Source organism: Salicola sp. AFF1 (genome assembly GCF_056783195.1).
Map to the genome: position 1 here is coordinate 1 of NZ_JBXAYL010000246.1, position 236 is coordinate 236.

A 236-nucleotide genomic window follows, 5' to 3' on the forward strand; every position below is an offset into this window, starting at 1 on the left:
GAATGGAATGGAATGCAATGGAATGGAAACTTCCGGAATGGAATGGAATGGAATGGAATGGAATGGAATGAAATGCAATGGATTCAACTCGATTGCAATGGAGTGGAATAGAATGGAATGGAATGGAATGGAATGGAATGGAATTAATCCGAATAGAATGGAATGGAATGGAATGGAACGGAATGGAACGGAATGGAATGGAGTGGAATGGAATGGAATGGCATGGAATGGAATGG

General features: G+C 41.1%; 1 protein-coding gene. It reads left to right on the forward strand.

The window, feature by feature from the left end; all coding sequences use genetic code 11:
• Nucleotides 1-37 precede the first annotated feature (37 nt).
• A partial coding sequence (locus AC1RQI_RS17530) for a hypothetical protein (RefSeq protein WP_481905883.1) occupies nt 38-236 on the forward strand: 199 nt, incomplete at its 3' end.